At 75.0% G+C, this 9,833-nt stretch carries 11 protein-coding genes and 1 pseudogene; 5 read left to right on the forward strand and 7 right to left on the reverse strand.

The features are described 5' to 3' along the window. Positions 1–3: 3 nt before the first annotated feature. A complete protein-coding gene (locus AB8A24_RS25215; protein ID WP_369477730.1) occupies positions 4–564 on the forward strand; it encodes a peroxiredoxin-like family protein in 561 nt (186 codons plus the stop codon). 45 nt (positions 565–609) lie between these two features. On the opposite strand, the gene AB8A24_RS25220 is transcribed toward AB8A24_RS25215, so the two are convergent. Further along, positions 610–1,176 (reverse strand): hypothetical protein, encoded by a 567-nt coding sequence (locus AB8A24_RS25220; protein WP_369477731.1) that lies wholly within the window; start codon positions 1,174–1,176, stop codon positions 610–612. 64 nt (positions 1,177–1,240) lie between these two features. Here AB8A24_RS25220 and AB8A24_RS25225 point away from each other — a divergent pair, with 64 nt between their 5' ends. Beyond that, complete coding sequence (locus tag AB8A24_RS25225; RefSeq protein WP_369477732.1) at positions 1,241–1,783, forward strand: DoxX family protein; 543 nt, start codon at positions 1,241–1,243, stop codon at positions 1,781–1,783. A 29-nt stretch (positions 1,784–1,812) separates the two neighbouring features. Here AB8A24_RS25225 and AB8A24_RS25230 read toward each other — a convergent pair whose 3' ends face one another. Together AB8A24_RS25230 and AB8A24_RS25235 are read right to left on the reverse strand one after the other, a co-directional pair. Further along, positions 1,813–2,409: a DUF4291 domain-containing protein gene (locus AB8A24_RS25230; protein ID WP_266383960.1), complete on the reverse strand. Its 597-nt coding sequence runs from the start codon at positions 2,407–2,409 to the stop codon at positions 1,813–1,815. Between the two features lie 86 nt (positions 2,410–2,495). Beyond that, positions 2,496–4,982, reverse strand: a complete 2,487-nt coding sequence (locus AB8A24_RS25235; RefSeq protein ID WP_328962794.1) for a helicase C-terminal domain-containing protein — start codon at positions 4,980–4,982, stop codon at positions 2,496–2,498. A gap of 86 nt (positions 4,983–5,068) precedes the next feature. Here AB8A24_RS25235 and AB8A24_RS25240 point away from each other — a divergent pair, with 86 nt between their 5' ends. Next, positions 5,069–6,103 (forward strand): hypothetical protein, encoded by a 1,035-nt coding sequence (locus tag AB8A24_RS25240; protein ID WP_369477733.1) that lies wholly within the window; start codon positions 5,069–5,071, stop codon positions 6,101–6,103. Between the two features lie 169 nt (positions 6,104–6,272). On the opposite strand, the pseudogene AB8A24_RS25245 reads toward AB8A24_RS25240, so the two are convergent. Beyond that, positions 6,273–6,638: pseudogene (locus AB8A24_RS25245) on the reverse strand (sigma factor); the annotation flags it as partial. Between the two features lie 185 nt (positions 6,639–6,823). Between AB8A24_RS25245 and AB8A24_RS25250 the strand changes: the two are divergent. Further along, positions 6,824–7,441, forward strand: coding sequence for an HAD family hydrolase (locus tag AB8A24_RS25250; protein ID WP_244290885.1), 618 nt, complete (start codon positions 6,824–6,826; stop codon positions 7,439–7,441). A 34-nt stretch (positions 7,442–7,475) separates the two neighbouring features. Here the strand turns inward: AB8A24_RS25250 and AB8A24_RS25255 are convergent, their stop codons facing one another. Continuing rightward, entirely contained in the window at positions 7,476–7,727 is a 252-nt protein-coding gene (locus AB8A24_RS25255; protein WP_030727717.1) for a hypothetical protein, read from the reverse strand. Between the two features lie 178 nt (positions 7,728–7,905). Here AB8A24_RS25255 and AB8A24_RS25260 point away from each other — a divergent pair, with 178 nt between their 5' ends. Further along, the gene (locus AB8A24_RS25260; RefSeq protein ID WP_030012939.1) at positions 7,906–8,289 is read left to right on the forward strand and encodes a cold-shock protein; all 384 of its coding nucleotides are present in this window, start codon (positions 7,906–7,908) and stop codon (positions 8,287–8,289) included. A 74-nt stretch (positions 8,290–8,363) separates the two neighbouring features. Here the strand turns inward: AB8A24_RS25260 and AB8A24_RS25265 are convergent, their stop codons facing one another. Both AB8A24_RS25265 and AB8A24_RS25270 read right to left on the reverse strand, forming a co-directional pair. Continuing rightward, entirely contained in the window at positions 8,364–9,227 is an 864-nt protein-coding gene (locus AB8A24_RS25265) for a 1,4-dihydroxy-6-naphthoate synthase (RefSeq protein ID WP_328962796.1), read from the reverse strand. Then, on the reverse strand, positions 9,208–9,765 hold the full coding sequence (locus AB8A24_RS25270) for a futalosine hydrolase (protein ID WP_369477734.1): 558 nt from the start codon (positions 9,763–9,765) through the stop codon (positions 9,208–9,210). The genes AB8A24_RS25265 and AB8A24_RS25270 overlap by 20 nt, the downstream gene beginning before the upstream one ends. Positions 9,766–9,833 lie beyond the last annotated feature (68 nt).

Consider the following 9,833-nt stretch of genomic DNA (forward strand, 5'->3'; position numbering starts at 1 on the left):
TCAGTGCGGCTCGACATCGGTTCCATCGTCCGTACCCGCACCCTCACCGCCGTCGCGGACGGCGCGTCCGTGGCCGTCCCGGACCCCGAACACCTCGTGCACCTGCAGTTCCGCCGGTTCGCAGGCTGCCCCATCTGCCATCTGCACCTGCGCTCGATCGTGCGGCGGCACGCCGAGATAGAAGCCGCCGGGATCCGGGAGGTCGTCGTCTTCCACTCCGGCGCCGACGAACTGCGCGAGCACGTCGCCGACCTGCCCTTCGCCGTCGTCGCGGACCCGCGCAAGCGGCTGTACGCGGAGTTCGGCGTCGAGTCGTCCTACCGCGCCCTGCTCGCCGCGCGCGCCTGGCGGGCGATCGCCGTCGGCACCCTCGACATCCTGCGCGGCCGGGCCAAGCCGCCCACGCTCGTCCAGGACGGCGGGCGCCTGGGCCTGCCGGCGGACTTCCTGATCGCACCGGACGGACGCGTCATGGCCGCCGGATACGGGGTGCACGCGGACGACCAGTGGCCGGTGGAAAAGCTCCTGACCCTGGCGGCGGAGGCACGTACCGTCCAGGCATGAACCATGATCGGCAGCCCTTCGTGCCCGCCGACTTCGCGTCCCGCGTCAGCCGCGCCGCCGCCACCGGCGACGCTTCGGTTCGACCGACCCGGACTCCGGGACGGCGGCGATGGTGGCGGTGACCGTGACGACGGGGGCGAGGTCGCGCCGCTCCGGGGCCACGGCGAGCAGGGCGGCGCGGATGCGGTCGAAGGTCGCGATCGGGTGCGGGCCCTCGCCCGGCAGTGCCACCCCGACGCAGACCAGCTTGAAGCTGTTCCCGCCCAGACCGGCGCCGATGAACACCGGTGCGCCGACACATCCCCGCGGCAGGGTTCCGAGCCGGCGGACGCCGTCCTCGTCGGTGCGCACGATCTCCCCGACCACCACGGCCTGCCCCCGCGGGCCGTTCACGTCGTCGTCGACGTGGCCCAGCAGGTAGGCGGGGACCGGCGTCCCGTCGAGGGCGGCGATGTCCTCCTCCGTCGCCGCGACACCGTCGGTGACCTCGTCCCGCGTAACGGACCGCCGGGTGCGGCTCCTTGCCGCGGTCGTGTTCGGTCGGTCTACGGCCGAACGGGTAGACGCCGGCGGCCGATGCGGCGGGCGGCGACGTCGCGCACGGGTCGTCACCCACGCGCCGCCTAGGGTGGCACGCGCCCACAGGCGCCCACAGGCGACGTCGGAACGGACCCTCATGACGCAAGCAAGCTGGGACCGCACGCTCTTCAGCACCTCCTCGGCTCCCGCCATCACCGTCACCCACGACGCCGGCCTGCTCCTGCTCCGGCTCGTCGTCGGCCTGAGCATGGCCGGGCACGGCGCGATGAAGCTCTTCGGCTGGTTCGGCGGCCCGGGCCTCACCGCGACCGGCAAGGGCTTCACCATGGCCGGCTACCCCGCCGGGGACGCCATGGCCGTCATCGCCGGGCTCGCCGAGACCCTGGGCGGCCTCGGCCTCGCCCTCGGTCTGCTCACCCCGCTCGCCGGAGCGGCCCTGACCGGCACCTTCATCAACGTCCTCGACGTCCGCGGCCTGAGCGCCTACTTCCCGCCCAAGGGCGTGGAACTCGAAGTGGTGCTCTTCGCCGCGATCGTCGCCCTCACCCTCACCGGGCCGGGCCGCTTCGCCGTCGACCACTACCTTCCGGTGCTGCGCGAGAACCGGCCCCGCTACGCCCTGCTCGGCCTGCTGCTGGGCGTCGTCGCCGGATTCGTCGTCCTGATCATCCGGGACTGAACCGACGCACGCAGACGGCCAAGACCGCCCTAAGCCCCCAGGTGGGGCAAGGGCCCGGCCGGGTACGGGGTCTCCGTGGGCAGCAGGGCCCGCGCGCCCGCCTCGTCCCCGGCCCCGAGCAGCCGGCGGATCTCCCGGGCCGTCCCGGTCACATCCCGGATCGCGACCGTCCACTCGTCGGCGTACGCCCGCGAGGCCGGACCGGACAGGCCCAGCTGGAGCGAGCGGTACGGCAGCGGATTCAGCCGCAGGTCCCGCTCCGGGTCCCACTGGACCCGGGCCGGCGCCGAGCGCAGCGCCTCCTGCCAGGCCGCCCGATCCGCGTGCACGTCCGGCACGTAGTGGGACAGGCAGGCCTCGCGCAGCGCCCGGTCGAAGCCCTCCCGGGTGATCTCGACCGCCAGCACCGTCTCCTGGTCGACCTTGGTCCCCCAGCCGCAGCGGTACATCATCCACAGGAACGACGGCTTGATCCATGTCATCCGCTCGCGCTTCCACGCGGGCGGGAAGCGGCCGTCGCGGGCGGCCGGCACCCCGAGCGCGGGGGAGTAGGCCTGGTAGACCGTGATCGTGGTGTCGGTGTGCGCCGCGCGGATCTGACGGTTCGGGACGTGGTCGTCGGACATGGGCTCAGGATGACGGCCCTTCACCCTGCTGACCATCGGTTTTCGGTGCGGCCGCGGAGGCGGGCGCGGGCCGGGAGCCCCCGCTCCTACACCTGGTCGTCCGCCAACTCCGCCACACCGGTGATCCGGTGCAGCGCGTACGTCCGTACCTCGTCCGCCGTGTGGTCGTACCCGGTGACGAAGCCGCCCTCCACCCGGACCGGCGCGATGACCCGTTGGCTCGCCGCGCCCTCCGCGTTCACGTAGCCGATCCACACCGCCGACCCGGTCAGCGCGGCCGCCTGTACCGTCGCCAGGGTCTCCGCCGCGCTCGTGCGCGGCAGTTCGCCCGGCACGGCGGACGCCGAGGCCGCCGCCGGCTCCTTGCGCACCGCCGTCGCCGCCACGTCGCCCGCGCGGATCGCCCGTACGGCCGCCGCCAGCAACGTCGCGTCCGGCACCGGCGGGCCCTCCGGCACCGGTACGGGCGCCGAGCGGGCCGGCGTGCGGTGGGCGTCGGCCCGCGCCACCAGCACGTCGCCGGTACGGGACTCCGCGGCCGGCGCGTAACCCATCGCCCGCAGCCCCTCCAGCAGCACGGTCGGATCCGCCTGCGCCGCCAGCACCGTCGGCGCGAGCCGGCGCAGCCCCAGCCCGGCCGAGCGCTTGTCGGCCAGGATCTCGCCCAGCATCGCGTCGTCGTCGCAGCGCACGTACGAGGAGGCCGCGCCGACCCGCAGGTGCCCGTGCCGGCGGGCCACGTCGTCGATCAGGTAGGCCAGCGGCTGCGGCACCGGGGTGCGGCTGTGCTCCTTGAGGAAGGCGTGCAGGTCGGCGGCGGCGTGGCCGGCGTCCAGGGCCCGGCGCACCGAGCCGGGCGTGAACCGGTACACCGTCGCCCCACCCTTCGACTCCACGTCCGCGAGCACGGCCAGGGTGTCGCCCAGCGGGCGGCGCAGCGGGCCCGGGGCCACCGCCGTCAGGTCGGCCTGCAGCAGTACGTGGTCCACCGGCTCCGGCAGCAGCGGCGCCAGCAACGGCGCCGGGTCTCGGTGCTCCAGCAGGGCCCGGCCGGGCCCGGACAGGGCGCCCCGGCCGGTCACGCCGAGGACCTCGGCCTCGGCCAGCGTCCAGCGCGCGAGCCGGCCCCGCAGATCGCTCGCCCCCCGTACGGGACGCTCCCAGGCGAGCCGCGCCAACAGCGTCTCCGGATCGGGCGCACCGCCCTCGGGCAGGTCACCGAGGAGTTCCAGCACCCGCCGGCGCACCTCGGGGGCGGCGGAGCGGTCGAGTTCGGGGCCGAGCGCGGACAGCGTGCGCCCCTTGGGGTCCTGCTCGCCGACCAGCGGGGCCGTGCGGGTGGCCGGCAGCCAGGCCGCCGCGAGGTGCGACCAGCGCTCGGCGGGCGGCAGTTCGACCCAGTCGTCGAAGGCGGGGGTGGGCGCGTACCGCTCGTCCGCCTCCCCGTCGCCGGCCAGCAGCCCGGCCGCGTAGGCCAGTTCGGCCCAGAAGGCCGCCTGCGGCTCGGTCGTGTCCAGCAGGGCCGCGGCCCGCTTCAGGTCCCGTACGGAGAGACCGCCCGCCCGCAGCACCGGCGGACCGGCGTGCTCCCAGGACTTCACCAGCTCCTCGACGGTGGCCAGCGCGGCCAGCGCCTGCCCGGCGGCGTTCGCGTCCACAAGCTGTGGACGGTGCTCGCGGTGCGCGGGCACCGGCGGCGCCACCGGCGCGGTGTCCCGGTGCGCGAGTCCGCCGCGCAGGTGCAGTGCCACCTCGCGGGGCAGCACCACGGTCCGGGCCGTCGCGGGCAGCAGCAGCCCCCGGTCGCGCAGCCAGCGCACCGGCGGTGTCGGGTTCGGGGTCACCTCCCCGTACGGCGGCCCCCACACGAGCCGCCCCAGCACCTGGTGCGCCTCCGCCGGAGCCTCGTCCAGCAGCGCCGACATCCGCTCCGGGTCGGTGAACAGCCCGGTCAGCGCCGTCACCGCGGACACCGGGTCATGGGTGGCGGGCAGCCCGACGGCCGCCACGATCTCCTGCACCCGGGTCGGCGACATCCCGGCCGTGGCCTCGGCGACGGTCGGACCCAGCCCGGTCGGGGAAGGGCGGGAGGCCGAGGGGGCGAGCAGCTCGCGCGCCGTGCGGACCAGCCGCAGCCGGTCCTCGTCGCCCCACACCAGGGCCTGGTCGCGCAGGGTGGCCACGGCGTCGGGGAGCGCGGCGCGGGCCCGTTCGTCCTCGCCGCCCGTCAGCAGCCCCTCCAGCACCGCGTACGGGCACGGGTCCGGGCCCACCGCGAGCGCCTCGGCGGTCTGCAGGGCGAACCGGTCCAGCCGGTCCAGGGCCCGCACCACCGACGCCCGGGTCCCCGCCCGGGTGGCCAGCTGCGTCACATCGCCGGGCACCGGGCCCAGCAGGTCCGGGCGGGCGCGCAACAGGGCCGCGAGCGCCGCGTCGTCACGGGCGCGCAGCGCCTCGGCGAGTGAGCGCGGGGAGCTTCCCGCCGGGCTCCCGCCGGCGGATCCCGCCGCAGTGCTTGCCTCGGGCACAGTCGCCTCCTGGTCGCGTCGGCCGGTCAGTCGGCCGGTCCCCATCCGGTCAACGGTATCCGCTGCGCCCGCAGCAGCTCCACGGGCGCACGCGCTACCTTCGGGACAGGCGGTAAGGGAGGAGCCTGGGCGTGGGGATCGAAAGCGACCATCTGGTCTACGAATATCTGAGCCGCGTCGGGGACTTGGCGCAACAGCGGCAGCTGTCCTCCGGCGACCGGATGCGGCTGGTGTCGGGGCTGCGGGACGAGATCGACCGTCGGCGCGCCAAGTACGACCCGGACACTCCGGCCGCCGTACGCCGCATCCTGGAGCGGATCGGCACGCCCGAGGAGGTCCTGGACACCCTCGGCACCCTCGGCACCCGCGGCACTTCCGGTTCCGCCGGCTCCCGACAGGGCGCGGCCCCCGCCTCCTCGGCCCCCGCCGGGCCCGGCCTGTCGGTCCCCGTCCAGCGGGGCCCGGGCCGCCTGCGCGGCCGGAACGCGCCCCCGGTGCCCGCGGCTGAACCGGAGAACGTGCCGCCGCACCTGGCCGGGATGGACGAGCTCGGCCCCTCCGGCGGGGCCGAACCCGACTGGTGGCGGATGAGCCCGGGGACGCACGGGGGCCCGCAGGTCGAGGGCTTCGCGGGCGGCATCGAGATCCCGGACCTGTTCAAGGAAGGCCCGGAGGAGGAGTCGGCGGAGGCCGGCAAGGGCGGGTCGGCTCCGCCCGCGCAGGACGAGAACGGCGCGCGGAGCCTCGTACGGTTCCTGCGCGAACGGCGGCGCGCGAAGAAGGAGGCGGCCGCCGCTCCCGGAGCGGAGGCCGCCGTGGCCGCGGCCGGCCGGCCGCGCCCGAACGCCTTCCTGCTGCTGGCCGCGGCCGTGCTCGTGGTCGGCGTGGTCACCGGCTACTGGCTGCTGCTCGTGGTGGGCTGGCTCCTTCCGTACGCCTCGCGCGTGCTGGGGCCCGCCGAGCGGAAATGGGCGGTCTTCGGCCCGCCCGGCGCCGTGCTCGCCGGGGCGGTGCTGTGGGTGTGGGGCCGGATGAACGGCAAGTGGGGCGAGACCCTGGCCGACGACCAGCTGAGCGGGGCGCTGCACGGGATGTGGCCGTGGGTGCTGCGGGGCGCCGCGCTGGCGTCCGCGCTGTACCTGGTGTGGCGGGCGCGGCGGCGGTAGCCCGAGGGTGCGGCGCCGCTGCCGGGGCCCGCACCGGCCCCCGCGCCTCGATCGCCGGCGGGGCCGGATCCGGTCGGTCAACCGCCCTGGATCGTGCGCTGCATCTTCTCCATCGGGTTGGCGTCGGCCGCCTTGACCAGGTCGAGGAAGGCGGGGGACCGGGCGAGCTCCAGGAGCGCAGGACGACCATGGCGCGGGCCCGCGGCGGCAGTTCGGCCAGCGCGGCGAGCAGGGTGACGCGCAGCTCGGCGTGCTCGGGCAGGGGAGCCGGGGCGGCGTGCCGGTGGGCGAGGAGGTCGCGCAGCCGCCGTCGTCGCTCGGCGAGGAAGGTGCGGGTCAGCACGGTTCTGGCGTACGCGTCGGGATGCTCGGCGGCGGACACCCGCCGCCAGTGCTGGAACAGCTTCGCGAGCGTCGTCTGCGTCAGATCGCGTGCGCCGTCGGCGTTCCCGCACAGCAGGTACGCGGTCCGGTACAGCTTGCGCTGACCGGCCCGGGCAAAGGCCTCGAAATCGTGCTCGGTGCCTGGTGGCATCCGCCCTCCCCTTCGCATCGTGTCTCTCATCCCGGTCCTGAGCGCTGTCGCACGGAAAAGGTTGAACACGGATGCGAAGTTTTTCACCGGGCAGGGCCGAGCCCTCGGCGTGCGTTTCCCCGCGGTAGGCCCGCCGTAGGCCCGCGGTCGGCCTCCCGTGCGGCCGCCTCGGCACAATGGAAGGTATGAACCTCACCGTCGGCTTCGACCTCGACATGACCCTCATCGACTCGCGCCCGGGAATCAAGGCCGCCTACCAGGCCCTCTCCGCCGAGACAGGAACCTTCATCGATGCCGACGAGGCGGTCACCCGGCTGGGCCCGCCGCTGGAGGAGGAGCTCGCGCACTGGTTCCCGGAGGCCGAGATCCCGGCCATGGCCGACCGCTACCGGGAGATCTACCCCACGTACGCCATCGGGCCGACCCCGGCGATGCCCGGCGCCCGTGAGGCGATCGAGGCCGTCCAGGCACTGGGCGGCCGCGCGATCGTGGTCACGGCCAAGCACGAGCCCAACGCCCGCCTGCACCTGTCGCACCTCGGCATCGAGGCCGACGCGGTCGTCGGCTGGCTCTGGGCGGAGGCCAAGGCCGGTGCGCTGCGCGAGTACGGGGCGCAGGTCTACGTCGGCGACCACGTCGGCGACGTACGCGGCGCCCGCACGGCCGGCGCGCTGTCCGTGGTGGTGCCCACCGGGCCGTGCCCCGAGGAGGAACTGCGCGAGGCGGGCGCGGACGTGGTCCTGCCCGACCTCACCGCACTGCCGCAGTGGCTCGCCCAGTACGTGGCCGCGCAGCCCGTCTAGCCACCGCCCGGCCCCGTCCCGTCCCGGGCGGAGGCTACGCCTGCGAGGCCCGGGCCGCGCGGCGCTGCGCCGCGGCCGAGCGGAGCACGCCCGCCGCGGAGATGGCGAAGCCCACGCCCATGAGCATGCACACCGCCCACGCGTACGGCGGGAACGGGTCGACGTCGAGGAAGAGCGGAGCCATGGTCGCCAGCGTGGCCACGGCCCCGGCGATGAACACGATGCCGCCGGCCTTGACGAGCCCGTCGCCCGGCCGCGCTTCGTCGGAATGAGGAGTAACAGTCACCTCACCAGGGTAGTTGCCTGGCCGAAGGCAGCCGACGGCGAAGGACCGGGGAACGTCTTGTCACCCGGCCCCTGACCATTAGCCTTGAGGTGGCGGGTCACACATGGCCCGCTGCGCTGTTGTCCGGAGCCGTTCACGGCCCTTCGGACCCCGACGAGCACAAGGACAGAGGACGGACGTGCCTACCGGCAAGGTCAAGTGGTTCAACAGTGAGAAGGGCTTCGGCTTTCTCTCCCGTGACGACGGCGGCGACGTCTTCGTCCACTCGTCGGTGCTCCCTGCCGGGGTGGACGCTCTCAAGCCCGGCCAGCGCGTCGAGTTCGGTGTCGTCGCGGGCCAGCGCGGTGACCAGGCACTTTCTGTGACGGTACTCGACCCGGCACCCTCCGTCGCGGCGGCGCAGCGGCGCAAGCCCGACGAGCTCGCCTCGATCGTGCAGGACCTCACGACCCTGCTGGAGAACATCACTCCGATGCTGGAGCGCGGCCGCTACCCCGACAAGGTGCACGGCACGAAGATCGCCGGACTGCTGCGCGCGGTGGCCGACCAGCTCGACGTCTGAGCCCCACCGGCACGCGTACGGCCGCGCCCCGCCACTCGAAAGAGCGGCGGGGCGCGGCCGTACGTACGGGGCGATCAGCCCTGCGGGAAGTCCAGCGAGCCGGGCGCGATGGCCGGTACCAGCCCCTCGGCCGCCGCCCGGGTGAGCAGTCCGCGCACCGCCGCGTAGCCGGAGTCACCGAGGTCGGCGGTGAACTCGTTGACGTAGAGACCGATGTGCTGGTCGGCGACGGCCGGGTCCAGCTCCTGGGCGTGCGCGCGGACGTACGGGCGGGAGGCCTCCGGGTCGTCCCAGGCCATCCGGACCGACGTACGGGCCGACTCGGCCAGCGCGCGCAGCCGCTCCGCGCCCAGCGAGCGCCGGGCGATGATCGCGCCGAGCGGGATCGGCAGGCCGGTCGTGGACTCCCAGTGCTCACCCATGTCGGCCAGGCAGTGCAGCCCGTAGTCCTGATAGGTGAACCGGGCCTCGTGGATCACCAGCCCGGCGTCCACCCGGCCGTCGCGGACCGCCGGCATGATCTCGTGGAACGGCAGGACGACGACCTTGCCGACCCCCTCCGGCAGCACGTCCGCCGCCCACAGCCGGAACAGCAGGTAGGCGGTGGAGCGTTCGCTCGGCACGGCCACCGTCCGCCCGGTCAGGTCCAGCCCCGGCTCACGGGTCAGCACCAGTGGACCGCAGCCGCGCCCCAGCGCACCGCCGCACGGCAGCAGCGCGTACTCCTCCAGCACCCACGGCAGCACCGCGTACGACACCTTCAGCACGTCCAGCTCGCCGCGCTCGGCCATGCCGTTGGTGAGGTCGATGTCCGCGAAGGTGACGTCGAGGGCGGGCGCGCCCGGGACCCGGCCGTGCGCCCACGCGTCGAAGACGAACGTGTCGTTCGGGCAGGGCGAATAGGCGATCTTCAGCGGTTCACCGGTGGTCGTGCTCATGGCGTTCTCCCCAGTTCGCGAGTACGGGCCCCAGCACACGGAAGCCGTCGGCGAGCGCGGTGAGCGCGTCCCCGATCCGCCAGGCGGCACGGTCACGAGGGCCCACGACGTTGGACACGGCGCGGATCTCCAGTACGGGCAGCCCGTGCGCGGCGGCCGCCTCCGCGACCCCGAAACCCTCCATGGCCTCGGCCCCGGCCATCGGGTGCCGGGCGGCCAGCGCGGCGGCCCGGGCGGCGGTCCCGGTCACGGTGGAGACGGTCAGCACGGGCGCGAGCAGCGCCCCGGTCGCCTCGGCGGCGCGGGCGGCGAGCTCGGCGGGCGGCAGATGCACGCTGTGCCCGAAGCCGAGTTCCGTCACGTCGAGGAAGCCGTCGGGGGTCTCGGCCCCCAGGTCGGCGGCGACGATCGCGTCGGCGACCACGAGGGAACCGAGCGGGGCGGCGGGCGCGAACCCGCCGCCGATGCCGGCGGAGACGACGAGCGAGTAGTCGGCGAGGGCCAGGGCGGTGGCGGTCCCGGCGGCGGCCCAGGTCAGGGCGGTGCCGTGGTCGGTGGGGCCGGAGTGGGGCGCGGCGGGTGCGTGCGGGTCGGCGGGGCCGCGGA

This window comes from Streptomyces sp. BF23-19 (assembly GCF_041106355.1).
Taxonomy (GTDB): Bacteria; Actinomycetota; Actinomycetes; order Streptomycetales; family Streptomycetaceae; genus Streptomyces; species Streptomyces virginiae_A.

Excerpts from the sequence above, each read along its gene's own strand:
- AB8A24_RS25235 (WP_328962794.1), bottom strand. The coding sequence starts at position 4,982 with ATGGGGACCGGCCGACTGACCGGCCGACGCGACCAGGAGGCGACTGTG.
- AB8A24_RS25265 (WP_328962796.1), bottom strand. The coding sequence starts at position 9,227 with ATGAGCACGACCACCGGTGAACCGCTGAAGATCGCCTATTCGCCCTGC.
- AB8A24_RS25250 (WP_244290885.1), top strand. The coding sequence starts at position 6,824 with ATGAACCTCACCGTCGGCTTCGACCTCGACATGACCCTCATCGACTCG.
- AB8A24_RS25225 (WP_369477732.1), top strand. The coding sequence starts at position 1,241 with ATGACGCAAGCAAGCTGGGACCGCACGCTCTTCAGCACCTCCTCGGCT.
- AB8A24_RS25230 (WP_266383960.1), bottom strand. The coding sequence starts at position 2,409 with ATGTCCGACGACCACGTCCCGAACCGTCAGATCCGCGCGGCGCACACC.